Source organism: Salinicola sp. RZ23, from assembly GCF_003206675.1.
Taxonomy (GTDB): Bacteria; Pseudomonadota; Gammaproteobacteria; order Pseudomonadales; family Halomonadaceae; genus Salinicola; species Salinicola endophyticus.
In genome coordinates this window covers 121,727-146,458 of sequence record NZ_PZJK01000009.1, presented here as the reverse complement: position 1 = coordinate 146,458, position 24,732 = coordinate 121,727, and the positions used below count along the sequence as shown (strand labels likewise).

The 24,732-nt window shown below is 66.9% G+C and carries 22 protein-coding genes; 15 read left to right on the top strand and 7 right to left on the bottom strand.

Annotated elements, in window-relative coordinates:
• Position 1: 1 nt before the first annotated feature.
• The gene (locus tag DOM67_RS09940) at positions 2-1,192 is read right to left on the bottom strand and encodes an ROK family transcriptional regulator (protein ID WP_110675488.1); all 1,191 of its coding nucleotides are present in this window, start codon (positions 1,190-1,192) and stop codon (positions 2-4) included.
• Between the two features lie 196 nt (positions 1,193-1,388).
• Between DOM67_RS09940 and DOM67_RS09935 the strand changes: the two genes are divergently transcribed.
• The 4 genes from DOM67_RS09935 to DOM67_RS09920 all read left to right on the top strand — a co-directional run bounded on the left by DOM67_RS09935 (position 1,389) and on the right by DOM67_RS09920 (position 6,764).
• A complete protein-coding gene (locus DOM67_RS09935) occupies positions 1,389-2,123 on the top strand; it encodes an SDR family oxidoreductase (protein WP_110675487.1) in 735 nt (244 codons plus the stop codon).
• Positions 2,124-2,198: 75 nt separating this feature from the next.
• Complete coding sequence (locus DOM67_RS09930) at positions 2,199-3,611, top strand: sugar porter family MFS transporter (protein WP_280951058.1); 1,413 nt, start codon at positions 2,199-2,201, stop codon at positions 3,609-3,611.
• A gap of 202 nt (positions 3,612-3,813) precedes the next feature.
• Entirely contained in the window at positions 3,814-5,130 is a 1,317-nt protein-coding gene (locus DOM67_RS09925; RefSeq protein WP_110675485.1) for an MFS transporter, read from the top strand.
• 23 nt (positions 5,131-5,153) lie between these two features.
• On the top strand, positions 5,154-6,764 hold the full coding sequence (locus DOM67_RS09920) for a glycoside hydrolase family 43 protein (RefSeq protein ID WP_110675484.1): 1,611 nt from the start codon (positions 5,154-5,156) through the stop codon (positions 6,762-6,764).
• Between the two features lie 63 nt (positions 6,765-6,827).
• Here DOM67_RS09920 and wrbA read toward each other — a convergent pair whose 3' ends face one another.
• Both wrbA and DOM67_RS09910 read right to left on the bottom strand, forming a co-directional pair.
• A complete protein-coding gene (gene wrbA / locus DOM67_RS09915; protein WP_110675483.1) occupies positions 6,828-7,433 on the bottom strand; it encodes an NAD(P)H:quinone oxidoreductase in 606 nt (201 codons plus the stop codon).
• A gap of 170 nt (positions 7,434-7,603) precedes the next feature.
• Positions 7,604-8,359, bottom strand: a complete 756-nt coding sequence (locus DOM67_RS09910; RefSeq protein WP_110675482.1) for an FCD domain-containing protein — start codon at positions 8,357-8,359, stop codon at positions 7,604-7,606.
• Between the two features lie 234 nt (positions 8,360-8,593).
• Between DOM67_RS09910 and DOM67_RS09905 the strand changes: the two genes are divergently transcribed.
• The 8 genes from DOM67_RS09905 (at position 8,594) to DOM67_RS09870 (ending at position 17,297) form a co-directional block, all read left to right on the top strand.
• Positions 8,594-9,334, top strand: a complete 741-nt coding sequence (locus tag DOM67_RS09905) for an SDR family oxidoreductase (protein WP_110675481.1) — start codon at positions 8,594-8,596, stop codon at positions 9,332-9,334.
• 219 nt (positions 9,335-9,553) lie between these two features.
• The gene (locus DOM67_RS09900) at positions 9,554-10,396 is read left to right on the top strand and encodes a fumarylacetoacetate hydrolase family protein (RefSeq protein ID WP_110675480.1); all 843 of its coding nucleotides are present in this window, start codon (positions 9,554-9,556) and stop codon (positions 10,394-10,396) included.
• A gap of 104 nt (positions 10,397-10,500) precedes the next feature.
• Positions 10,501-11,538 (top strand): zinc-binding alcohol dehydrogenase family protein, encoded by a 1,038-nt coding sequence (locus DOM67_RS09895; protein WP_110675479.1) that lies wholly within the window; start codon positions 10,501-10,503, stop codon positions 11,536-11,538.
• Positions 11,535-13,184: an altronate dehydratase family protein gene (locus DOM67_RS09890; RefSeq protein WP_110675478.1), complete on the top strand. Its 1,650-nt coding sequence runs from the start codon at positions 11,535-11,537 to the stop codon at positions 13,182-13,184. Before DOM67_RS09895 ends, DOM67_RS09890 begins: the two co-directional genes overlap by 4 nt.
• 11 nt (positions 13,185-13,195) lie before the next feature.
• On the top strand, positions 13,196-14,320 hold the full coding sequence (locus tag DOM67_RS09885) for a mannitol dehydrogenase (RefSeq protein WP_110675477.1): 1,125 nt from the start codon (positions 13,196-13,198) through the stop codon (positions 14,318-14,320).
• Between the two features lie 91 nt (positions 14,321-14,411).
• The gene (locus DOM67_RS09880) at positions 14,412-15,407 is read left to right on the top strand and encodes a C4-dicarboxylate TRAP transporter substrate-binding protein (RefSeq protein WP_110675476.1); all 996 of its coding nucleotides are present in this window, start codon (positions 14,412-14,414) and stop codon (positions 15,405-15,407) included.
• 67 nt (positions 15,408-15,474) lie between these two features.
• Positions 15,475-16,008, top strand: a complete 534-nt coding sequence (locus DOM67_RS09875; protein ID WP_110675475.1) for a TRAP transporter small permease — start codon at positions 15,475-15,477, stop codon at positions 16,006-16,008.
• 5 nt (positions 16,009-16,013) lie between these two features.
• Positions 16,014-17,297, top strand: coding sequence for a TRAP transporter large permease (locus tag DOM67_RS09870; protein ID WP_110675474.1), 1,284 nt, complete (start codon positions 16,014-16,016; stop codon positions 17,295-17,297).
• On the opposite strand, the gene mmuM is transcribed toward DOM67_RS09870, so the two are convergent.
• Genes mmuM through DOM67_RS09850 form a run of 4 tightly spaced genes read right to left on the bottom strand, consistent with a single transcriptional unit; the run spans position 17,294 to position 21,556 of the window.
• A complete protein-coding gene (gene mmuM, locus DOM67_RS09865; protein WP_110675473.1) occupies positions 17,294-18,286 on the bottom strand; it encodes a homocysteine S-methyltransferase in 993 nt (330 codons plus the stop codon). The two genes, DOM67_RS09870 and mmuM, sit on opposite strands and share 4 nt — an antisense overlap.
• Before the next feature lie 47 nt (positions 18,287-18,333).
• Entirely contained in the window at positions 18,334-19,680 is a 1,347-nt protein-coding gene (locus DOM67_RS09860; RefSeq protein WP_110675472.1) for an FAD-binding oxidoreductase, read from the bottom strand.
• Positions 19,677-20,876, bottom strand: coding sequence for a pyridoxal phosphate-dependent aminotransferase (locus tag DOM67_RS09855; RefSeq protein WP_110675471.1), 1,200 nt, complete (start codon positions 20,874-20,876; stop codon positions 19,677-19,679). The genes DOM67_RS09860 and DOM67_RS09855 overlap by 4 nt, the downstream gene beginning before the upstream one ends.
• Positions 20,877-20,881: 5 nt before the next feature.
• On the bottom strand, positions 20,882-21,556 hold the full coding sequence (locus DOM67_RS09850; protein ID WP_110675470.1) for a TetR family transcriptional regulator C-terminal domain-containing protein: 675 nt from the start codon (positions 21,554-21,556) through the stop codon (positions 20,882-20,884).
• 259 nt (positions 21,557-21,815) lie between these two features.
• On the opposite strand from DOM67_RS09850, the gene DOM67_RS09845 reads away from it, so the two are divergent.
• The 3 genes from DOM67_RS09845 (at position 21,816) to DOM67_RS09835 (ending at position 24,725) form a co-directional block, all read left to right on the top strand.
• Positions 21,816-22,625, top strand: a complete 810-nt coding sequence (locus DOM67_RS09845; RefSeq protein WP_280951057.1) for an ATP-binding cassette domain-containing protein — start codon at positions 21,816-21,818, stop codon at positions 22,623-22,625.
• Between the two features lie 266 nt (positions 22,626-22,891).
• Positions 22,892-23,674 carry a transporter substrate-binding domain-containing protein gene (locus DOM67_RS09840; protein WP_110675468.1) on the top strand — a complete coding sequence of 261 codons (783 nt, stop codon included), beginning with the start codon at positions 22,892-22,894 and terminating at the stop codon, positions 23,672-23,674.
• A 325-nt stretch (positions 23,675-23,999) separates the two neighbouring features.
• Positions 24,000-24,725: an ABC transporter permease gene (locus DOM67_RS09835; protein ID WP_110675467.1), complete on the top strand. Its 726-nt coding sequence runs from the start codon at positions 24,000-24,002 to the stop codon at positions 24,723-24,725.
• The last annotated feature ends 7 nt before the right edge of the window (positions 24,726-24,732 follow it).

Here is a 24,732-nt window from a genome sequence, read left to right as displayed (position 1 = left end):
CTCAGACCTCGATCGCCGCCCGGGCCATGACCTGGGCGGCGGCGCCGCGGGCGGCGGTGAAGGTGCTGTCCTCGACCACCTTCACCGGCACCCGCTGGGTCTGGCGCAGCAGGTCGTTCTGGTGGGCATCGAAGTAGGCCAGCGCCGGTGCCACCAGCGGCTCGCCGAGGCGCATCAGCGAGCCACCGAGGATCAGCATCGAGGGGTTTAGGGTGTGATGCAGGTTGAGCATCAAGAGCCCCAGCGCACGCCCGGCCCGCGCCAGCGCCGCACGGACCTCGGGCTCGTCGAGACGCGCCAGCAGCGATGCGCTCAGGCTGGCATCGGCCTCCACGCCGAGAGACTCGCGCAGCATCCAGCCACTGACCAGGGTTTCGGCACAGCCGTGATTGCCGCAGTGGCAGCGCGCCCCCTCCGCCACCAGCACGGTGTGGCCAATCTCCCCCACCAGCCCCTGGTGCCCCCGCGGAATCACCGGGAAATGTTCGCCACTGACCACGCCGCAGCCGATACCGCTGCCGGCACTGAGATAGGCGATCGACTCCGGCGGCGCGCCCTCGATGAAGTAGAACTCGCCGAAGGCAGCCGCATTGGCTTCGTTGTCGAGCAGCCACACCCCCGCCGGCCAGTCTAGCTCGGCGCGTAACAGCGCCAGGAAGTCGACGTCGACCCAGCCCAGGTTGGGGGCCAGACGCAGGATCGGCGCCTGCGGCGCCACCGGCCCCGGCAGCGCCACTCCGAGCCCCAGACAGGGCCGCGTCGCGATCGCCGGATCGCCGCGCAGCGCCTCGATCAGCCGCGCCAGCACCGCCGCGGTCTGTGCCGGCGTGGTGGGCGAATCGTCCAGACGCTGGCTGGCGAGCAGCTCGCCCTGGAGATTGCACGCCACCACGCGCAGCCCCTTCACCCCCACTTCGGCGCCGAGCATCACATGGTGCTCGCCATCCAGGTAGAGCGAGCGCCCCGGACGCCCGCCGCCGCGGGCGTGCAGCTCGCCCTCGCGCAGCCAGCCGCTGTCGCTGAGCGCGTTGACCACGCTGCCCACGGTGGCCTTGGTCAGCCCGGTGCGCAGGGCGATATCGGCCCGCGACAGCCCCGGATAGCGGCGGACCGTGCTCAGGATCGTGCTGCGATTGAGGCTCTTCAGGTAGTTGAGATCACCGGCGGCATGGGGCGTGAAGTGATTGGGCATGGACGGCTCGGCGCGGAGGGTAATGCTGGGACTATATCAGAGCCAACGAAAGCGTCAGAGCCAACGACAGCCGCACCCACCGCCACTCTTGCCCTTACCACCAATGGCCAATGGCCAGCGTCCCGCCCCCGGCGCATGCTGAGACGCGCCATTAGTTAATACTATTTACTAACTCTTCACGAACAGCGAGCGTGCCATGCCCTCAGCGATCTACCCCAGCCTCCAAGGCAAGCGCGTCGTCATCACCGGCGGCGGGTCCGGCATCGGCGAAGGGCTGGTGCGCGCCTTTGCCGCCCAGCGCGCCGAGGTGCACTTTCTCGACATTCTGGACGAAGCCGAGGCGCTGGCCGCCGAGCTGGGCGACACGGTGCACTACCACCGCTGCGACCTCACCGACCCGGCGGCCCTGGCCGCCACCCTGGAGGCGGTCGGCGCAGTGGACGTACTGGTCAACAACGCCGCCAACGACGACCGCCACCGGCTGGAGGACGTCACTCCTGAGTACTGGGACGAGCGCATGAACGTCAATCTGCGCCATCTGGTGCTGGCGGCACGGGCGGTGGCACCGGCCATGCGCCGTCAGGGCCAGGGGGCGATCGTCAACCTCGGCTCGATCAGCTGGCACCTGGGCCAGCCCGGCATGCTGCTCTACGAAACGGCCAAGGCCGGTATCGAGGGGCTGACCCGGGCGCTGGCGAGCGATCTGGGCAGCGACGGTATCCGCGTCAACTGCGTCATCCCCGGCAACGTCAAGACCCCACGCCAGTCGCGCTGGTACACCCCCGAGGATGAAGCCCAGATCGTCGCCGAGCAGAAGCTCAAGCTGCGCATCCATCCCGAGCACGTGGCCGCGATGGTGCTGTTCCTGGCCTCCGACGATGCCGCCGCCTGTACCGCCCACAACTACTGGGTCGATGCCGGCTGGCTGTGACCGCCCCCAGGCTCGCCCCATGACTCACGCCCGTATCCATACCGAGTGATACGCCTGGACACACGCCAACGGAGCTTGACAATGCCAATATCCAGCGCTTCGCAACACCCTTTCGTGGTCATGCTGATCTGCTGCGTCGCCGCCATCGGCGGCTTCCTGTTCGGGTTCGACAGCGGGGTCATCAACGGCACCGTCGACGGCCTCCAGCAGGCGTTCCACTCCGAGAGCGTGGGCACCGGCTTCAACGTCGCCTCGATGCTGCTCGGCTGCGCCGTGGGGGCGTTCTTCGCCGGGCGCCTGGCCGATCGCTTCGGCCGGCGCACGCTGCTGATCGTCGCTGCGGTGCTGTTCCTGATCAGCGCCTGGGGCTCGGGTATTGCCGGGGGCTCGCTCGAGTTCGTCATCTACCGGGTGCTGGGCGGTCTGGCGGTGGGCGCCGCCAGCGTGATGTCACCGGCCTATATCAGCGAGATCGCCCCCTCGCATCTGCGCGGCCGGCTGGCGACCATCCAGCAGGTGGCGATCATCGGCGGGCTGTTCTTCTCGTTTCTCAACAACTACGTCCTGGCCAACGTCGCCGGCGGCTCGACCGAGCCGCTGTGGTTCGGCTTCGAGGCGTGGCGCTGCATGTTCTGGATGGAGCTGGTGCCCGCCGGCATTTTCTTCGTGGCCCTGCTGTTCATCCCCGAGAGCCCGCGCTTTCTGGTCAGCGCCGGCCAGGAGGCCAAGGCCGAACGGGTGCTACGACTGGTCTACGACGCCACCACCACCGAGCGCCGACTGGGCGAGATTCGCCAGTCGCTCTCCAGCCGCCATCAGCCGCGCCTGTCGGACCTGATCAATCCCGCCACCGGCAAGCTGCTCAAGCTGGTGTGGGTGGGCATCGGGCTGGCGGTGTTCCAGCAGTTGGTGGGTATCAACGTGGTGTTCTACTACGGTGCCGTGCTGTGGCAGGCGGTAGGTTTCTCCGAGAATGATGCCCTGATGATCAACGTGATCAGCGGCGCGGTGAGTATCGCCGCCTGTCTGGTCACCATCGGCCTGATCGACCGGATCGGACGCAAGCCGCTGCTGTGGGCCGGGTCGCTGGGGATGACACTGACCCTGGCGCTGCTGGTCTACGCCTTCTCCACCGCCGACATGGTCAATGGCAGCCTGGCACTCTCCAGCGGCAACGGTGTGCTCGCGCTGATCGCCGCCAACGTCTACGTCTTCTGCTTCAACGTCTCCTGGGGCCCGGTGATGTGGGTCATGCTCGGCGAGATGTTCCCCAACCAGGTGCGCGGTTCGGGGCTGGCGATCGCCGGGCTGTTCCAGTGGGTGGCCAACTTCGCCATCACCATGACCTTCCCGATCATGCTCGCCTCGATCGGGCTGACCGGCGCCTACGGCTTCTACGCCCTGTGTGCGCTGATCTCGATCTTCTTCGTGGCGCGTTTCGTCCGCGAGACCAAGGGCCTGGAACTCGAAGAGATGGTCTACGAGTAAGGCGGCAATTCGCGGATAGGCGGTGGTCGTCGCGGTCCTGCCACGAGCAGCGGCCGCGGCGACCCTCACAGGCAGCGAGGTGATAATGACGCGCGAGACAAGCACGCTGACGACAAGCCCTACAGAGACAAGCCCCCCAGAGACAGGCAACACTGAGACAACCCCAGGGTCAGCCCACGATCCCGCTGCCGCCGTACCGCTGATGGAGCGGATCGGCTACGGCTGCGGGGATCTGGCCAGCAATTTCATCTGGCAGGCGATGAGCATCTTCATCGTCTACTACTACACCGACGTGATCGGCGTCGCCGCCGGTATCATCGGCTCTATCATGCTGTTTTCGCGCGTGTTCGACGGTGTCTCGGACATCGCCATGGGCTACGTTATCGACAAGACCACCTCGCGACACGGCAAGGCCAGGCCCTGGCTGCTGTGGCTGGCGGTGCCATTCGCGATCTCGGCGGTGCTGCTGTTCGCGGTACCCGATGTCTCGCCGTTCTGGCAGACGGTCTACATCGCGGTGACCTATAACCTGGTATGCCTGGTCTATACCGGCCTCAACGTACCCTATGGCACGCTCAACTCGCTGATCACCCAGGACCAGTATCAGCGCTCGCTGCTCAACGTCTTCCGCATGAGCCTGGCGCTGATCGGCGTGCTGCTGGTCAGCAACCTGACGCTGCCGGTCGCCACGCTGTTCGGCGGCGGCCAGGCGGGATGGATCGTCACCTTCGCGATCTTCGGCGCCATCGGTACAGGGCTTTTCCTGTTCACCTTCAAGAGCACCCACGAACGCGTCCAGCCGGCAGAAGCGCGCCGGCGCCAGGCACCGGTTCCCCTGAAGCAGAGCCTGCGCACCCTCGGCAAGAATCGCTACTGGGCGCTGGCCACGCTGTTCATCCTGATCACCTATATCTTCAACGCGCTCAACTCCGGGGCGGTCGTCTACTACGCCCAGTACCTGCTCGACGATACCTGGCTGGTAGGCGTCATCACGACCGCCTACATCGTCTTCATCCTGGCAGGCATGGCCTTCGTGGCGCCGATCACCAAGCGCTACGGCAAGCGCAACGCGATCATCGTCGGCGAGCTGATCACCCTGGTCGGCTACGGCGTCATGCTGATCGACCTCGGCAACGTCTACCTGATCGTCGCCGGTACCATCATCCGCGGACTCGGCAAGGCACCGATCAACGGCAGCATGTTCGCGCTGCTCGGCGACACCATCGAGTACGGAGAGTGGAAGACCGGGATTCGTAACGAAGGCATGGTCTACAGCGGCGGCAGCATGGGCATCAAGATCGGCAGCGGACTGGGCACGGCACTGCTGGGATGGATACTGGCCTTCGGCGGCTATGTCGGCGGTGGCGGCGAGCAGAGCGACACCGCACTGTTCGCGATCCAGGCGCTGTTCGTCTATCTGCCGATGGGCCTCTGCGCACTGATGATCGTGCTGATGCTGTTCTACGACCTCGACAAGCGCTATCCGGCCATCGTCGCCGATCTCGCCGCCAAACGCTGAACCCCGTCGCGACAGGAGATCGCATGTCCCTCATTGCCAACCCCATCCTGCCCGGCTTTCATCCGGACCCGTCGATACTCCGGGTCGACGACGACTACTACATCGCCACCTCGACCTTCGAATGGTTTCCCGGCGTCGCCCTCTATCACTCCCGGGATCTGGCCCAGTGGCGCCAGTTGCCCTCGCCCCTCGACCGGCGCTCGCAGCTGGACATGATCGGCGACATCGATTCCGGCGGCGTATGGGCGCCGTGCCTGAGCTACGCACATGGCCGCTTCCATCTGATCTACACCGACGTCAAGAGTCGCCGTGGCGCGTTCAAGGACACCCACAACTACCTGGTCAGCGCCGAGCGGATCGAAGGACCCTGGTCGGAACCGACTCCTCTCAACAGTAGCGGCTTCGACCCTTCGCTGTTCCACGACGATGACGGCAGCAGTTGGCTGCTCAACATGATCTGGGATTTCCGCAAGGGCCGGAACGCCTTCGCCGGTATCGCCTTGCAGCGCTACGACATCGGACGCCAACAGCTCACCGGGCCCGTGCACACTATCTTTCGGGGGACGTCCTTGGGCATCACCGAGGCCCCGCACCTCTATCGGCGAAACGGCTACTACTACCTGGTCACCGCCGAGGGCGGTACCGGCTACGGTCATGCCATGACGGTAGCTCGCTCACGTGAGTTGACCGGTCCTTACGAGGTCGACCCGACCAACCCGGTGCTCACCTCGAACCCGGATGCGCGCGATCAGTTGCAGAAGTCCGGCCATGGCAGTCTGGTGGAGACCCCCAGGGGCGAGTGGTACTGCGCCCACCTCTGTGCGCGCCCGGTCGTCGCCGGGCGCTGCATGCTGGGGCGCGAAACCGCCCTGCAGCGCTGCGTCTGGACCGAGGATGACTGGCTTCGCATCGATGGCGGCCCCTACCCCAGCCACTGGGTGGCCGGCCCGGAGCTGCACTGGCAGCCCCCCCTCGCCGAGCCGGATCACGATACCTTCGAGAGCCCGAGCCTCTACCGCTACTGGCAGAGTCTGCGCCGGCCGTTCGACGACACCTGGCTGTCGCTGAGCGAGCGCCCGGGCTGTCTGCGACTCAAGGGCGGCGAGTCGATGCAGTCGACCCACCGACAGAGCCTGCTGGCCAGGCGACTGACCCATCTCGACGTGGAGGTGGAGACACGCCTCTCCTTCGACCCCGAGCATTTCCAGCAGATGGCGGGGCTGATCCTCTATTACGACACCAAGGATTATGTCTATCTCAGGGTGACCCGGGAGGAGACGCTGGGCCGTTGCCTCGGTATCGTCGTCTCGCGCCATGGCGTCTACGACGAGCCGCTGGCCGCCGATGTCCCTCTGATGGCGGGTGACGTGCGCCTGATGGCGCGCCTGGAGGGCGAAAAGCTGCGTTTCTTCCATGCGCCGGGCGATACGCAGAGCGATCCGGATCGACACGCCGACGCTATCGATTGGCAACCGATCGGCGAGCCACTCGACATCTCCCATCTCTGCGACGACGACCCGGACTACATCCGCTTCACCGGCACCTTCATCGGCCTCTGCGCCCAGGATCTCTCCGGGACCGGCCTCGCGGCGGATTTTCACGAGTTCGACTATCGCCCAGGAAAAAGCCGCTGACCTCGATGAGATCAGCGGCTCTCGTTGATCGGCCCAGGGGAAAAGGGCCTTGGCCGACCGGCCTCAGCCGGCGAGCTTGGCCGCCAGCTCGGCCACGTGCTTGCCCTGGAAGCGGGCGATCTCCAGCTCGTTCTCGCTGGGTGTGCGGCTGCCGTCGGCCCCCGCCAGGGTGGAGGCACCATAGGGCGTGCCACCGGTGATCTCGCTCATGTTGGTGAGCCCGGCGCAGCTGTAGGGCACGCCGGCGATCACCATGCCGTGATGCAGCAGCGTGGTATGGATCGAGGTCAAGGTGGTCTCCTGGCCGCCGTGCTGGCTCGCGGTGGAGACGAAGGCGCTGCCGACCTTGCCGACCAGCTTGCCCTGGGCCCACAGGCCGCCGGTCATGTCCCAGAAGTTGCGCATCTGCGAGGCCATGTTGCCGAACCGGGTCGGCGTACCGACGATGATCGCGTCGTAGTCGGCCAGGGCGTCGGGGCTCTCGATCACCGGTGCATCCTGATCGGTCTTGTAACCCGACTGCTCGGCCACCTCCTCGGGGACCAGCTCGGACACCCGACGCACGTCCACCTGGGTGCCACCGACACCGCTGGCGCCCTCGGCGATCGCCTTGGCCAGCGTCTCGACATGACCGTAGCTCGAGTAATAAAGCACCAGTACCTTGCTCATTGCACGCTCCTTGCAGCGGGGGTAGCGCCGGCGCATACGGCCGGCAGATCGGGATGCGTGTCCCGGTGAATACTCCTGCAAGGCTAGTCGGCCCGCGGGCATGTCGACACTGGCTTTTTTCGCCCTCGAGCATCGATACGATCGAATCGTCGGCGGCAACGGCACCCGGCTCAGCTATCGAAGAACACCCCGAGCACGTGGTCGAGATGCGCCGCCATCGCCGCCCGTGCGGCCTCGGCATCCCGCGCCTCGATGGCAGCGAGGATATGGCTGTGGTCCTGCTGCGAGCGGCGCGGCATGTCGGTGGACATGAACAGCGCCTGCAGCCGCCGGAACATCACCCCGTACTGATGGCCGAGCAGATGCTTGAGCAGCATGGCATAGGCGGCGTTGCCCGAGGCCTCGGCGATGCGGATATGCATCAGGCGGTCGCCGACCATGTTGTTGCCGCCGTGGCGGTTGTCCTCGACGTTGCGCTGGTAGGCCTCGCGGATCGCCTCGAGATCGGCGTCGCTGGCATTGAGCGCCGCCAGCGCCGCGGTTTCCGGCTCGATGAAGCGGCGCGCCTCGAGCAGCGCGAAAGGCGGAATCTCCTGATCCAGGTCGAGCTCGATCTCGCTTTCGAACTCGGGATCAATCGCCCACGGCTCCTGGCGAAGCGCGACGTGCATCACCGACGTCTCCACCGGCGCTGCACGCTCCAGTACCAGCACGCCGTGGCCGACCCGCACCTCGACCTGCCCCACTACCTCCAGCGCGATCAGCGCCTCACGCACCGAGGCGCGGCTGACCCCGAGCTGCTGCGCCAGATCACGCTCTGGCGGCAGCAGCGAGCCCGGCGGGAACTCGCCCTGGCGGATCAACGCCAGCAGCTGATCGGCGATCTGGCGATAGAGCCGCTGGGCGCGAATGGTCTGAATCGGCATCGCGGGATCTCCTATGGCAGGCCGCCGCCCGGGAACGGCGTCCTTGTTAGACATTGGTCGAAAACTGGCACGCAATCCCGGGCGCTGGCGCTGCCTATTAGACGTTTGGCGGTTTGCGGTGCCGCCACGCATAGGATAATACTCGGCCCAATGGTCAGGCCTTTAGACATTAGAAGCGAAAGGCCACCGTGCGACAACAGTCAGCCAACTTCGACAACGCTCAGGAGCCCCGCCATGCGCCTCGCCCACAAGACCGCTCTGATCACTGCTGCCGGCCAGGGCATCGGCCGCGCCACCGTCGAGCGCTTCCTGGCCGAGGGCGCGCGGGTGATCGCCACCGATATCGACGCGGCCAAGCTCGACGGGCTGGAGGCCGCCGAGTGCCACGCGCTGGATGTCACCGACGCCGCCGCGGTGAACCGCCTGATCGCGTCGCTGGGCGCCCTGGATATCGTCTTCAACTGCGCCGGCACGGTGCCTGCCGGCTCGATCCTCGAGTGCGACGACGCCCAGTGGGCACAGGCCCAGCGACTCAACGTCGACTCGATGTTCTACACCCTGCGCGCCGCCCTGCCGGCGATGCTGGAGAACGGCGGCGGCAGCATCATCAATATGGCCTCCCTCGCCTCCAGCACCAAAGGGGTCGCCAATCGCTTCGCCTACGGCACCACCAAGGCCGCGGTGATCGGGCTGACCAAGTCGATCGCCGCCGACTTCATGACCCGCGGCATCCGCTGCAACGCCATCTGCCCGGGCACCGTGGACTCGCCCTCGCTGCGCGAACGGGTCGCCGAGCAGGCACGCCAGCAGGGGCGCAGCGCCGACGAGGTGTTCGCCGAATTCGTCGCGCGTCAGCCCATGGGCCGGCTGGGCCGGGTGGAGGAGATCGCCGCGCTGGCCACCTGGCTGGCCAGTGACGAGGCCGGTTTCATCACCGGGACGGTGCAGATGATCGATGGCGGCTGGTCCAACTAGGCGTTGCACGACAACTACCCGTGCGCGGCAATACGGCGTCGACAATCGGCGGGAGCGCCCGCCCGGTCCGTTTGCGTCGATTCTTGCCTGGGCTACGCGTCCCGGTCTGGCCTTCGCTGACTTTTCGTACAAACCCTGGGTTCATCCTGACACGACCTGCGCTCGGCACTAAAAGAGAGTGATGATGAACGCACCCATGCATAGACAGAAGGAAACGGCATGAAACTGCTACGCCACGGCCCCAAGGGGCAGGAAAAGCCGGGGATCGTCGACGCCGACGGTCGCGTGCGCGATCTCACCGGCGAGATCGATGACATCGCGGGTGAAGTGCTATCCGCCGCCGGTCTGGCGCGACTCGCCGAGCTCGACCTGAGCCGCCTGCCCGAGGTCGCCGCCGACACTCGTCTCGGCCCCTGCGTCGGCCGGGTGGGCAAGTTCATCTGCATCGGCCTCAACTATTCGGATCACGCCGCCGAGACCGGCGCCGAGGTGCCCGCCGAGCCGGTGGTGTTCAACAAGTGGACCAGCGCCATCTGCGGCCCCAACGACGACGTCGAGATCCCCCGCGATTCGACCAAGACCGACTGGGAGGTCGAGCTCGGCGTAGTGATCGGCACCGGCGGGCGCTACATCGACGAAGCCGACGCCATGAATCATGTCGCCGGCTTCTGCGTGATCAACGACGTCTCCGAGCGCGAGTTCCAGCTCGAGCGCAGCGGCACCTGGGACAAGGGCAAGGGCTGCGATACCTTCGGCCCGCTCGGCCCCTGGCTGGTGACCCGCGACGAGATCGCCGATCCCCACGATCTGAATCTGTGGCTGGAGGTCGACGGCCAGCGCTACCAGGATGGCTCGACCCGCACCATGGTGTTCCAGATCCCGCATCTGGTCGCTTACCTGAGCCGCTTCATGAGCCTGCAGCCGGGCGACGTGATCTCCACCGGTACCCCCCCGGGCGTGGGCATGGGGCAAAATCCGAAGGTCTTCCTCAAGCCGGGCCAGACCATGCGCCTGGGCATCGAAGGGCTGGGCGAACAGCGCCAGCGCTGTATCGAGAGCTGAGCGCCCCGCAACGCCGCGCCGTCTTCCCTGAGTCTGGAAGGCGGCCCGCGCGCCAATTGGCCTGACCTTTAGGCCGATATCCCTTATTTGTGAGGAGAATCCGCATGCAAGTCGTCGTCTGTTCGCGCCCCGGCGAGATGGCGCTGGTCGAGCGCCCGACGCCACCGCTGGCGCCGGGCGAAGCGCGTGTCGCCATCCGCCGTATCGGTATCTGCGGTACCGATATCCACGCCTTCGGCGGCAATCAGCCCTACTTCGAGTACCCCCGCGTGCTCGGCCACGAGCTGGCCGGGGAAGTGGTCGCGGTGGCTGACGAGGTCGACCCGGCGCTGGTCGGCCAGGCGGTCTACGTCATCCCCTATCTGCACTGCGGCGAGTGTCGCGCCTGCCGCCAGGGCCGCACCAACTGCTGCCAGGCGCTCGAGGTGATCGGCGTGCACCGCGACGGCGGCATGGCGCAGACGCTCAATGTGCCCGTCACCCACCTGATGGCGGTGCCGACGCTCTCGCCCGAGGCGCTGGCGCTGGTCGAGTGCCAGGCCATCGGCGCCCACGCCGTGCGCCGTGCCCAGGTCGCCGCCGACGAACTGGTGGTGGTGGTCGGCGCCGGGCCGATCGGTATCGGCGTGCTGCAGGTGGCCAAGAGCTGCGGCGCGCGGGTGGCGATGGTCGACACCAACCGCGAACGCCTGGCGCTGTGCCGCGAGACGCTGGGCGCCGATGCGGTATGGCACGCCGACGACGACGTGGTGGCCAGGATCGAGGCGCTCAACGCCGGCGCCCTGGCCGACGTGGTGTTCGACGCCACCGGCAACCCCAAGGCGATGAATCGGGGCTTCGACTTCGCCGGCCACGGCGGGCGCTACGTGCTGGTCAGCGTGGTCAAGGCAGAGATCAGCTTCAGCGACCCGGATTTCCACAAGAAGGAGCTCACCCTGCTCGGCAGCCGCAACGCCACGCGCGAGGATTTCGAGCACGTGACCCAGCTGATGGCCGAAGGCCGGCTACAGACCGCCCCGTTGATCACCCACCGCGGCCGGCTCGAGTCGCTGCCGACGTTGATGCCCCAGTGGTGCGCGCCCGGCAGCGGCGTGATCAAGGCCATGGTGACCCTCGAAGACGACGCGGAGACCGAGGCATGAATCCGGCGACCATCGCCAGCGACGCGCCGACGCGTCTGAGCCTGCGCATCCACCCCCGCGACAACGTCGCCGTGGCGCTGACCGACCTGCCCGCCGGGCGCGAAGTGGCAGTAGCGAACCTGCGCTTCCCCCTGGCCGACAGCGTGCGCGTCAAGCACAAGTTTGCGCTCAGCGACCTCGCACCTGGCGATGAGGTCACCATGTACGGGGTCACCGTGGGCCGCGCCACCCGGGTGATCCCCCGCGGCGGCGCGATCACCACCGACAACCTGGCCCACGCCACCGCCGGTGGCGACGCCCGCCCGGGGTCACGCGACTGGACGCCGCCCGATGTTTCGCGCTTCGCCCAGGCGACCTTCGACGGCTTCCATCGCCCGGATGGCAGCGTCGGCACCGCCAATGTGTGGCTGGTGATACCGTTGGTGTTCTGCGAGAACCGCAATATCGAGGTACTGCGCCAGTGCGTCGCCGACACCCTGGGTGACGACCCCTATCGTGACTACAAGCGTATGGCCCGGGGCCTGCTCGACGGCATCGAAGCCACCGCGGATGCGCCCGACGAGGGGACACCGTCGCGGCGCTTTCCCAATGTCGACGGCGTGCGTTTTCTCACCCACAGCCTCGGCTGCGGCGGCACCGACGACGACGCCGAGGCGCTGTGCCAGCTGCTCGCCGGCTATGTCTGCCATCCCAACGTGGCCGGGGCGACGGTGCTCAGCCTGGGCTGCCAGAAGGCGCAGATCCGCATGCTCAAGGCGGCGGTCGCCGCGCGCGACCCGCAGGGGCTCAAGCGTGTCGACTACTTCGATCAGCAGTCCTCGCCCAGCGAGGAGCACCTGATCCGCGACGCCCTGACCTCCATCTTCGACGGCCTCGCCAGCGCCGACCGGGTCACGCGTCAGCCCGCCGCCCTCGACAAGCTGGTGCTGGGGCTGGAGTGTGGCGGCTCGGATGGCTTCTCCGGGCTCTCCGCCAACCCGCTGGTGGGCGCGGTGGTCGACCGCCTGGTGGCGCTGGGCGGCAGCGGCATGCTCAGCGAGTTTCCCGAACTGTGCGGGGTCGAGCACGAGCTCACCGCACGCTGCGTGAGCGAGACGGTGGCGGCACGCTTCGCCGAGCTGATGAGCGCCTATCAGCGCCACGCGGCGGCGGTGGGCGCCGACTTCTCGATGAATCCCTCGCCGGGCAATATCCGCGACGGCCTGATCACCGATGCGATGAAGTCCGCCGGTGCGGCCAAGAAAGGCGGCGATGCGCCGGTGGTCGACGTGCTCGACTACACCGAGCCCCACCGTCGCCCGGGCCTGAGCCTGCTGTGCACGCCGGGCAACGATGTCGAGTCGACCACCGCCCTGGCCGGTTCCGGCGCCAACCTGATCCTCTTCACCACCGGGCTCGGCACCCCCACCGGCAACCCGGTGGCGCCGGTGCTCAAGATCGCCAGCAACAGCGCGCTGGCGCAGCGCATGCAGGACATCATCGATTTCGACGCCGGCCCCATCGTGCGCGGCGAGCGCGATATCGACGAGCTCGCCGAGGCGCTGCTGGCGCTGTGCCTGGAGGTCGCCTCCGGGCGCCATGTGACCCAGGCCCAGCGTCTCTCCCAGCACGACTTCATTCCGTGGAAGCGCGGGGTGTCGCTATGAGTCGTCTCGCCATGAACCCGTCCACGGATGCCCTCGACAGTCAGGCCAGCATCGTTCAGTTCGGTACCGGGCGCTTTCTGCTCGCCCACGTCGATGCCCTGGTCTCGGAGTCGCTGGCCAGCGGGGCCAGCTCGCGCCGCCTGCTGGTGGTGCAGTCCTCGCCGCGCGAAGAGGGCAAGCGCAAGGCGCGCCTGCTCGCCGCCCAGCGGCGCTATCCCCTGCAGATCCGTGGCCGCCGCGACGGCGTGGAGATCGACCGCGAGCAGCACGTCGACAGCATCGATGCCTGTCTCATCGCCGCCGAGCAGTGGCAGGCGCTGACCCGCCACGTCGTCGAGCACGCCGAGATCATCGTCTCCAACACCGCCGACAACGGCTTCGAGGTCGGCACCGATTCGAGCCTCGCCCCGGTGCCGGCCAGCTATCCCGGCAAGCTGACCCAGCTGTTGCGGGCACGTTTCGACGCCGGCCGCGACGGGCTGACGATCCTGCCCTGCGAGCTGATCGAGCACAACGCCAGCGAGCTGCTGGCACGGGTGACCCGGCTGGCCCGGCAAGACGGCCACCCCGACGCCTTTGTCACCTGGCTGGAGACCCGCTGCGTGTGGGCCGACACCCTGGTCGATCGCATCGTCTCGGCACCGCTGGAGCCGCTGGGTGCCATCGCCGAACCCTATGCGCTGTGGGCGATCGCCCGCCGCCCGGGGCTGACGCTGCCGTGCGTGCATGCCGACGTCGAGGTCGTCGACGACCTGCGCCCGGCGATGCTGCGCAAGCTGCACATCCTCAACCTCGCCCACAGCGTGCTGGTCCACCACTGGCAGCGTCTGGGGCAACCGGTGGCGACGGTGCGCGAGGCGATGCAGCGCCCCGAGCTGAGCGAGCCTTTACGCGCGCTGCTCGACGCCGAGGTGCTGCCGACGCTGGCCGCCGAACTGCCGCTGGCTGCGCTCGAACGCTACCGCGACGTCACCCTGGAGCGCTTCGCCAACCCCTTTCTCGACCACCGCCTGGCGGATATCGCCCAGCACCACGCGACCAAGCTGGAGCGCCGCCTGCGCCCGGTGGTGGAACAGGCCGAGCGCCAGGGGCGTCGCGTCCCGGGGCTCATCGATGCCCTCGGCGGGGCGAACTAGAGGCCCTGACGCCGCCCACGAATGACCGACCACGCTTGACCGACCACGACAAGATCGACAACGAGCAGATCAACGACAAGAGGAAACACCCATGACAATGCAGCGCTGGTTCCGCTTCACCGCTTCCCTCTCCCTCGCCGGCCTGAGTGCCCTGGCGCTCACCGGGCCAGCCCAGGCCGCCACCGAGATCCGCGTCGCCTACGGCAACCAGCCGGGCGAGCCGGTCGACGTCGCGGTCAAGGCCTGGGCCGAACGCGTCAACGAAGAGAGCCACGGCGAACTTCAGCTCAAGGCGTTTCCCGCCAGCCAGCTCGGTGGCGAGACCGAAGTGATGGAGCAGGCGCGCTTCGGCTCGCCGCTGATCACCATCACCGCCTACTCCAACTTCATGAGTTCGGTGCCCGATCTCTCGGTGCTCGATGCGCCCTATCTGGCCAAGGACTTCGACAGCAAGCTCAAGGTGTTCGACTCCGCCTGGTTCGCCGAGCAGGAGAAGAAGGTCGAAGCCGCCGGCTATCACATCGTGATCCCCAATACCGTCTACGGTGTGCGCCAGCTGCTCTCCCGCGACCCCGTGGCGACCCCGCAAGACCTCTCGGGGGTCAAGATCCGGGTCCAGAACTCGCCGATGTACGTCGCCGCGATCAAGGCGATGGGCGCGGTGCCCACGCCGATGTCGCTGGGCGATGTCTATCCGGCGCTGGCCCAGGGCCTGGTCGACGGGGTCGAGAACCCGCTGCCGGTACTCTACGGCGGCAAGTTCTATGAAGTGGTCAAGAACCTCAACCTCACCTCGCACATGCATACCGTCGCCCCCTTCGTCACCGGCGAGGCGTTCTGGGAACAGCTGAGCCCGGAGGATCGGAAGATCCTCACCGAGACCGGTCAGGAGATGGCCCAGCACCTGCGCACGCTGGTCGAAAAGGAGACCGACAAGTCGCTGCAGCAGCTCAAGGATGCCGGCGTCCAGGTCAACGAAGTGGATATCGCCCCGTTCCGCAAGCGCGCCCAGGAGGAGATTCCCAAGGCGTTCCCGCAGTGGAGCGAGGGGCTGTATCAACGGGTGAGTCAGATCATCAACGGTTGATCGAGCCGCTTTCCCGGCATGACAGCGCTCCCGCTCGACATCGAGCGGGAGCGCCATGGAGTTGACCATGCAAACGCTTTTCAAGGCCCTCGACCGCCTGATGCGCCTCGATGAGGTGATCGCCAGCCTGGCGCTGTTCGGGCTGTTCGTGGTGGCGATCGCCAACGTCTTCATGCGCTATCTCTTCGCCGCACCGCTGGCCTGGAGCGAGGAGGTACTGCAGCTGCTGATGGTGTGGGCGACCTTTCTCGGCGCCAGCGCCCTGGTGCGCCGCAACGAGCACGTCCTGATCGGCCTGCTGGGCGACAAGCTGCCGCCCCGGCTGCGCCGCTGGAATACCCGGATCTTCAATGTCGGCGTCGTCATGCTGTGTGCCCTGGCGATGCTCTACTGGGGTCTGGAACTGCTGCCCTTCTCGCGTTTCCGCAGCACCCCGATGCTGCAGATCCCCTACACCTGGATCCATGTCGCCATCCCCATCAGCGCCGCCATGATGCTCTACCACGGGCTGGTGCGCCTGATCACCGATGACCGTGGCGTGACGTCATCGGACGCGACCGCCGACGTCGACACCACCGATGTCTTGAACACCAAGGAGTGATATCGATGGCCGTTGGCATCGCGCTCGTCGCGCTCTTCATCCTGTTCTGCCTGGGCACGCCGGTGGCCTTCGCGCTGTTCGCGTCGAGCCTGACCTACTTTCTGATCGGTGCCGACCAGCCGATGGTGATGCTGATCCAGCGCCTCGCCGGCGGGCTGGAGTCGATCTCGCTGCTGGCGATTCCGTTCTTCATCATGGCCGGGGTGTTCATGAACCACTCCGGTATCACCGAGCGTCTGCTCAAGCTGGCCGAGCTGATGACCCGTCGCCTGCACGGCGGGCTGGCCCAGGCCAACGTGCTGCTGAGCACCTTCATGGGCGGGCTCTCCGGCTCCAACATCGCCGACGCGGCAATGAACGCCAAGCTGCTGGTGCCGAGCATGACCAAGGCGGGCTACCCCAAGGCGTTCTCGAGTGCGATCACCGCTTCGTCGTCGCTGATCACCTCGACCATCCCGCCGGGCATCGCGCTGATCGTCTACGGCTACGTCAACAACGTCTCGATCGGCCGGCTGTTCCTGGCCGGCGTCGTCCCCGGCGTGCTGATGGCGGTCGCCATGATGGTGCTGGTATCGATCCAGTGCCGCCGCCTCGGCTACCAGAAGCCGCGCCGCGAGCGGATCAGTCGCCACGAGTGGGTCAGCGTGACCCGCGCAGGGATCATCGCCCTGCTGCTGCCGGTGGTGGTGATCGGGGGCATCCGTATCGGCGTGTTCACGCCCACCGAGGCGGGCGCCATGGCGGTGCTCTATGCGCTGATCGTGGGGCTGTTCGTCTACCGCGAGATGGGCCTGGGCAGCGTCGCCGTGGCCACCCGCGAATCGCTGATGGCCTCGGTCAACGTGCTCTTCATCATTGCCGTGGCATCGGGCTTCGCCCGCGTGCTCACCTGGGAGCAGATTCCGCAGCAGATTGCGCTGATGCTCTCTTCGGGCGTCGGCAGTGCGGTCGCCTTCCTGCTGATCGCCAACCTGCTGCTGCTGGTGCTGGGGATGTTCCTCGAGGGCAACGCCATCCTGATCGTGCTGTCGCCGCTGCTGGCACCGGTCGCGGCCCAGTTCGGCATCGACCCGGTACACTTCGGCATCGTCTTCATCCTCAACGCCTCGATCGGCACGATCACGCCACCGCTGGGGACGGTGATGTTCACCACCTGCTCGATCACCGGCGTCTCGATCGGCGCCTTCATTCGCGCGATCCTGCCCTACTGGCTGCTGCTGGTGGCGCTGCTGCTGGTGGTCACCTTCGTCCCCGCGGTCTCGCTGACACTGCCCAACTGGGTGTTCTAGCCGGGCATCCGTGCCTGGCGCGCCAGGGCCAACGCCCCGATATCATCCGGCCCGGTACGGCAGCAGCCGCCGATGGCGCTGGCACCGGCGGCCAGCCAGCGCGGCAGCCCGTCGGCGAGATCACGGGGTGCCAGTGCGTGCGCGCAGCCGGCGTGCCAGCTCTTGGTCTCCGGATCATAGGCTTCGCCGGAGTTGGGGTAGACGATGATCGGCAGCTGGGTGACGCGGCGCAGACGCGTGACCAGACTTTCGATATGGGCCAGTGCCGTGCAGTTGATACCGATGGCGGCGATGCCCGGCAGCCCGTCCAGGGCCTCGCCGCAGGCCTCGATCGGCGTGCCGTCGCTGATGTGCCCCTCATCGCGTGCCGAGAAGGTGACCCAGGCGGGAACCGGGGCAGTGGCGAGCAGATCCGCGATCGCCAGCGCCTCATCGAGCGCGGGCAGCGTCTCCACCGCGAGCAGATCCGGCTCGGCGGCGAGCAGCCTCTCCAGGCGCGCACGATGGAAGTCCGCCAGGCCCGCCCGGTCGATATCGAGATCGGCATAGCCCCGGTATTCGCTGCCATCGGCGAGATAGGCACCGTAGGGCCCGACCGAGGCGGCCACCAGCGGCCGCGGGCGCCGTTCGCTGGCGTGTTGCGTCCAGAAGGCATCGCGCGCCTCCTTCGCCAGCGTCACCGACCGCCCGATCAAGGCTTCGGCCTCACCGGCCTCGAGCCCGGCACGCATGAACCCCTCCCGCGTCGCCTGGTAGCTGGCGGTGATCGCGCAGTCCGCGCCGGCTTCGAAATAGGCGCGATGCACCTGGCGGATGACCTCTGGCGCATCGCGCAGGACACGCGCCGACCACAAGGGATCATTGAGATCGCAGCCGTGGCGTTCGAGTTCGGTGGCCAGGGCGCCGTCGACGATCATGAAGGGAAACCGTTCGACGATCTGGGCGACGGGGTTACGACGGGGTGTCGATACAGGGCGTGGGGCGGGCATGGTCGAGCAGTCTCTATCAGGAAGTACGAAAAAAGCGTAGCGCCAAGTCAGAGCGCGGGGCCCGGCACGATCGGCGACCCATCGCTGAACCGGGTGAAACGAAAGCGATGCAGATCATGTCCGCTCGCCCTGCCCAGCACAAGGTCGGCCAGCACGCGGCCGAATCCCGGGCCGATACCGAAGCCATGCGCGGACATGCCGGTACCGATGGTCAGGCCCGGCAGTGGCGCACAGCGATCGACGATCGGGACGACATCGGGCATGGCGTCGATCATGCCGGCCCAGGCGGCCTTGACCCGGACCTCCCCCAGTGCCGGAAACAGCGCGCCGAAGGCCCGGGGCATCTCCCTCACGACACGGGCATTGGGCTTCGGGTCGAGCATGCGCATGCGCTCCAGGGGCGTCTCGCGATCGGCGGACCAGCGTCGCGCCAGCCCCCAGGCATCGGGGAACCCCGCCGGCGCCTTGAGCTTGAACCGAGTCCCGAACGGGTCGGCGCGGAGCGCCGGCCAGTAGCACCGCGCGTGGCGAAACGCCTCCGGCCCGAGGAAGAGCTCGTGGAAACCGGCGGCGGCCAGCGTATAGCCGCCATCCTGACGGCGGCGGAAAGCGACCTTGTCATCGGTCGCCGCGCCGGCGTAGACCTCATCCAGCGGCTGAGTGGCAATCACCGTGCCCCGCACCGACAGCTGGGGAATATCGATACCGCTCTGGCGCAGCAGCAGCGAACTCCAGGCGCCACCGGCGACCACGACCTCGGGGGCACGAATCCGCCCGGCTTCGGTCACCACCCCGGCGACCCGTCCCCCCGCCGTGTCGATCTCTCTCACCGCGCAGTTTTCGATGATGGTCACGCCTTCGCGCGCCGCCAGACGCGCCAGCGCCGGCACGGCCTTCCACGGCTCCGCACGCATGTCGGAGGGGGTTTCCATGGCGCCGACCACCGGCCTCGACATGCCCGGGATCCGCGCGGCGGCCTGCGCGCCATCCAGGAGCCGCGTATCCAGACCGTGCTCGCGGGCATGTACCAGCCATTGATGGAACGACGCCATCTCCGCCTCGGTGCGGGCAAAGTAGGTCACCCCTCCGGGCGCCAACCCGATATCCTCGCCGCACTCATCGGCCAGGCTGCGCCAGAGCGCGATCGCTTCGCGGGAGATCGGCAGCTCCTCCGGTGCCCGCCCCTGCTGGCGGATCCAGCCCCAGTTGCGCGACGACTGCTCACCTGCGACACGCCCTTTCTCCAGCAGGGTGACGGCGACACCGCGCCGAGCGAGAAACAGCGCGCAGGTGACGCCGATCACCCCGGCACCGACCACCACCACGTTACTCTCTGCCGGCAGCGGCGCCTGCCATTCGACAGGGTTGTCGAGGGTCATGGGAAAGCCTGTCATACCCTGTCTCCCGGCATCCGGGCGTCGTGATCGAGCGCTTCGCATAGACGCCCGATGCGCGCGACGGCCTCCATCAGCACCTCATCGGGCACCGTGAGCGCCACGCGAATCAGATCCGTGGCGCTCTCCCCGAAGGACGCGCCCGGCATCACGGCGACTCCGTACCGTGCCAGCAACTGCTCGGCAAAGGCTTCTCCATCGAGCCCGGTACGCGAGACATCGATCATCAGGAACATGCCCCCCTGCGGCAGGCTGGCGGACAGCAGGGGCCATTCGGCAATCGCCGCGGTGACGCGACGCGCGCGACGGCCGAGGGCTTCGCGCAGGCGTTCCGCGGTGTCAAAATCACCGCGCAACGCCGCTTCGGTCATATCGGCGATGAACGGCTGGTTGCCGAACAGCATGGTTTCCGACAGCGGCAGCAGGCGCCGGGAGAACGCGACCGGGCCGATCGACCAGCCGCTGCGGAACCCGGTGGCGGCGTGACTCTTGGAGATCGAAGAGACCACCACGGTGCGCTCGCGCAACGCGGCGATCTCCAGCGGCGAGACGAACTCGCCCTCGAAGATCAGCGCCTCGTACACCTCGTCGCACACGATCCACAGATCGTGCTCGATACAGAGTTGACCGAGCGCCTCGATCGTCGCGCGATCCAGCACCGCACCGGTCGGGTTGTGCGGGGTGTTGAGCAGCAGCACCCGGCTCGCCGGCGTGATCGCCGCCCGCAGGTCTTGCGGCTGCATCACGAAGCCATGTTCGATATGCAGGGGGACCGACTGCAGCGAGGCCCCGGCGGCGCGAATCACGCCCTCGTAGGTGGCGTAGAAGGGGTTGCCGGTCAACACGCCTTCGCCCTCCCCCGCCAGGGCCAGGATCACCGCAAACAGCGCCGTCTGCGTACCGGGAAAGCAGAGCACGTTCTCCTCGCCGATATCGGGCAGCCGGGGGGCATAGTGATCGATCAGCGCCGCCACGAGCCCCTGCTCCCCACGGCCGTTGGAGTAGCGCGTGCGCCCTGCGCGCAATGCCTCGACACAGCACTCGACGAGGGCAGGATCGGTGGTGATGTCGGGCTCACCGATAGTCAGCTCGATGATCTCCTCACCGGCAGCGATACGCTGCCGCGACTCGTTGTGAAGTCTCCATTTGTCACCACCGATCCCTCGAAGACGGTCGGTAATCGCAGCATAACGCATGAAAATCAGTTCCTGTCGGGTGGGGTGTCGGCGTGGGGCTCCAGATGGATCGACAGCGCGTCGGCCGGCAACGAGAGGATACCCGCGGCCGCGGTCAGTGCGATGCGGGGCAGTCGATCGGCCGCGTAGAGCCCATGATCGAGAGAGCCCTCCAGCCAGAGGCCGTCGATGAGACCGTTGAGCGCCACCGCCTGATCCTGGCAAGCTTCCGCGGAGACGGGCCGCTGTCTCGCCGCCATGACCGCGTGGATCATCGTCTCGAGCAGATCGAGGAAGTCACGATAGCTCTCGCGATGGATGTCGGCATAACTCGGCAGCGCCCGGATCCGGCCAATGAAGGTGGCCCAGAGCGATACGTTGCGGTCCGACAGATTGGGCGGTGTGACATTGGCGATGATGAACCGGGCCAGACGCCGCTCGGGGTGGGTGGCGTCCTGTCCCGAGGCCTGGGCGGCCTGCATGGTCAACTGGCCTACCAGGTAGCCGTAGGCAGCGAGTACCATGTCCTCCTTCGAGCCGAAATAGTGCCTGATGAGACCTGCCGTCACGTTGGCCCTTTCCGCTATCCGTCGTGCCGTCGCACCGTCCAGGCCGTGCTGTGCGATGCACTCCAGCGTCGCCTCGAGCATGCTGCGACGGCGCTCGTCGAGAGACAGGCGCTGGAACGTCTTGCGGCTCATGGATGACGTGGCTCTCCGTGACACGATGTGGGTTTCCACCCTGCGCCGAAGGCGCGCTCCGGCCGATACAGCCTTGATGCAGGCCGGCTCGCGGCGGGCCAGTGGCATCCGGCCTTTGCTTCTTGGGATGGTTGTTATACTGTCGTATAACAACAGTAAGATTGCAAGAGCCCACCTATCGCGCGCCGACGCCTGAATCGCAGGCATTTCCAGGATCCGGCAGGCCGCAAACAGGGGAAATCCTATGCAACAACAAGCTGTGACAGGCGATGTCACGCAACCTGATGGCACCGCGCCGTCAGCCACCGCGCCGGCGGTCGAGATTCGCGCTCTGCGCAAGTCGTTCAGCGGCGTCGAGGTGCTCAAGGGCATCTCCTTGACCGCGCGACAGGGCGATATCGTCGCCATCATCGGCGGCTCGGGCTCGGGCAAATCGACCCTGCTGCGCTGCATCAATCTGCTCGAGAAGCCCTCCGCCGGCGAGATCGCCATCCAGGGCGAACCCTACCAGCTGCGACCGGACAAGGATGGCGCTCTGGTACCCGTCGATCGCCGCCAGATCCAGCGTATTCGTGCCCACCTCGGCATGGTCTTCCAGAGCTTCAACCTGTGGCCGCACCGCACGGTGCTCGGGAACATCATCGAAGTGCCCGTCCACGTCCTGAAGATGCCGCGGGAAGCCGCCATCGCGCGCGCCCGAACACTGCTCGAACGGGTCGGGCTGGGTGACAAGCTGGACGTCTACCCCAGTTTTCTCTCCGGCGGCCAGCAGCAGCGCGCGGCCATCGCCCGCGTGCTGGCCGTCGACCCCCTGGCCATGCTGTTCGATGAGCCGACGTCGGCGCTCGACCCGGAGCTGGTGGGCGAAGTCCTGTCCGTGATCCGCGACCTGGCTGCGGAGCACCGCACCATGCTGCTGGTCACGCATGAAATGGCGTTTGCTCGCGACGTCGCCACGCATGTGGTGTTCCTGCGCGATGGCATCATCGAGGAGCAGGGAAGTCCGGCACAGATTTTCGAGTCACCGCAATCGGAAAACCTAAAACAGTTCATAAGATCCGTTGCGTGACGACATGATCCAACTTCGACGCCAGCCGCGCGGCCTCTCCCCGCGCGCGACGTGCCCAGGCACTGCCATGCTCACGCCCGGTGCGGAAGCTGCCCTTGCGGCTGCCGCCGTGGACGACAGGATCGGCCTCTCGGCGAAGCCCTATCCCGCCGACGCCAGTCCCGATGTCAGCCCCGGCGCGCCACCGCCCTGCGTTTCCGTTACCATTTCGCACTTTGAAAAAAATCGCACTTTGAAAACAAGCCTTTCGACGAGGGACTGACCCGATGAAACGACTCCTAGCCGGCAGCGCCTTTGCTCTGCTCACCGTGTTCACGCTTTCCGCCACGGCCGACGACGACTACAGGGTCGGCATTTCCGCCGAGCCCTACCCCCCGTTCTACAGCCCCGATGCCTCCGGCGAGTGGTCCGGCTGGGAAATCGACTTCACCCATGCGCTGTGCCAGCGTCTCGACGCCACGTGCGAGATCGTGCCCCTGGCCTGGGGCGGCATCATCCCGGCGCTCAAGACCGGCAAGATCGACATGATCATCGGCTCGATGGGCATCACCCCGGAGCGCGCCAAGCAGATCGCCTTCTCGCAGAAGTACTACGACACCCCGACTGGCCTCCTCGCCGCCAAGGGTAGCGACGTGCAGCCCACGCCGGAGGGGGTCAAGGGTGCCTACCTCGGGGTCCAGTCCGGCTCGATCCAGGAGAGCTACGCCTACAAGTACTTCTCCCACAGCGCCGCCGACATCAAGGTCTACCAGACGCTCGACGAGGAGCTTCAGGACCTGAGTGCCGGGCGCATCGACGCCGTGGTCGGCGACACCCTGGCGATGCAGCCGTTCATCGACTCCGACCTCGGTCAGGCGTGCTGCGAATTCCGTGGCAACGTCGCCGCCGATCCCGCCGTGCTTGGCCGTGGTGTCGGCGTCGGCCTGCGTAAAGAGGACACCGAACTGCTGTCGCGGGTGAACGCAGCGATCTCCGATATCCTCGCAGACGGCACCTATCAGAAGATCTCCAAGCCCTACTTCGGCGATCTCAGCATCTACGGCGACTAGGCCATGCCTGAAAAGTCCGGCGCTTGCCCATACCGCATGACAAATCGGCTCACTGAACAACGTTCAGAACGCCCGAAGGGCGAGCGGAGCGAGTCACAGGCTCATTGACATCGCATGAACCCCGCACTTCGCCGATTCTTGCCTGGCCTGCGCTCGTCGACTTTTCAGACACAGCCCGAGTCGCCGCTCCGCTGCCGGGCCACCGTCTCCCCCAAGACAACGGTGGCCCGGCGCTAGGCGCTGATCAAACCAGCCCTGGTCAAACTCGCTCTGGTCAAAACTTGCTCTGGTCAAAACTCGCTCTGGTCAAAAAAGGTGTCATCCCATGACGACCGTGTTCGACTTCAGCCTGCTCGCCTACGATCCCCCCGGGTGGGGACGCGTGCTGCTGGTCGGTTTCTGGCACTCGCTCCAGCTGGCCGCCGGCGGCTACTTTCTCGGCGTGGTGATCGGCATCCTGGGTGCCGCCGGTAAACTCTACGGCGGCAAGGTCGTGCGCGATCTGCTCGAGGTCTACACCATGGTGATCCGGGCCGTCCCGGAGCTGGTGCTGATCCTGCTCTTCTACTATGTGGGCACGGACCTGCTCAGTCGCGCCTCCGCTGCCCTCGGCTTCGGCCGTGTCGACATCGACGGTCTGACCGCCGGCATCATGGTCATCGGGCTGGTCCAAGGCGCCTATGCCACCGAGGTGTTCCGGGGCGCCATCCGTGCCGTGCCGTTCGGCCAGATCGAGGCGGCGCGGGCTTTCGGCATGCCGGGGGCGCTGGTGATGCGCCGGGTCACCCTGCCGGCGATGCTGCCCCACGCACTGCCGGGCATGGCCAATCTGTGGATGATCGCGACCAAGGACACCGCGCTGCTGGCCGTGATCGGCTTCAGCGAGCTGACCCTCGCCGCCCGCCAGGCGGCCGGGGCGACCCGCGCCTATCTGCTGTTCTTCCTGACTGCGGGGGCGCTCTATCTGGCGCTCACCCTGATCTCTAACGTCATTTTCAAGCGTGTGGAACGTCGGGCCCGTCGGGGCCTGGTCTCCGCCCGTCAAGCCTGAGGAGACC